General features: G+C 44.2%; 1 protein-coding gene. It reads right to left on the bottom strand.

All coding sequences use genetic code 11. From position 1 onward, the window contains the following. Window positions 1-215 (bottom strand): hypothetical protein (locus tag ACVCZW_RS00790; protein WP_452231404.1); only part of this gene is annotated, 215 nt, incomplete at both ends.

Genomic DNA, 215 nt, shown 5'->3' on the forward strand with positions numbered 1-215 from the left:
ATTCCTGCATCTACACTACCATTTGTTGTTATCGTTACTGATGTTGGCTCTGATCCTTCTGTTAATGTAGCTCCAACTGGTAAAGTAGTCGTATCTACCACGATATCCACTGTTCCTGCTGGTACTCCTTCTATAGTATAGGTTCCATCCGCTGCCGTTGTTGCTGTTGGCTCTCCTGCGTCTAATACGCCATTGCCATCTAAATCTGCAAATAC

It is taken from the genome of Lacinutrix sp. MEBiC02595, assembly GCF_053601555.1.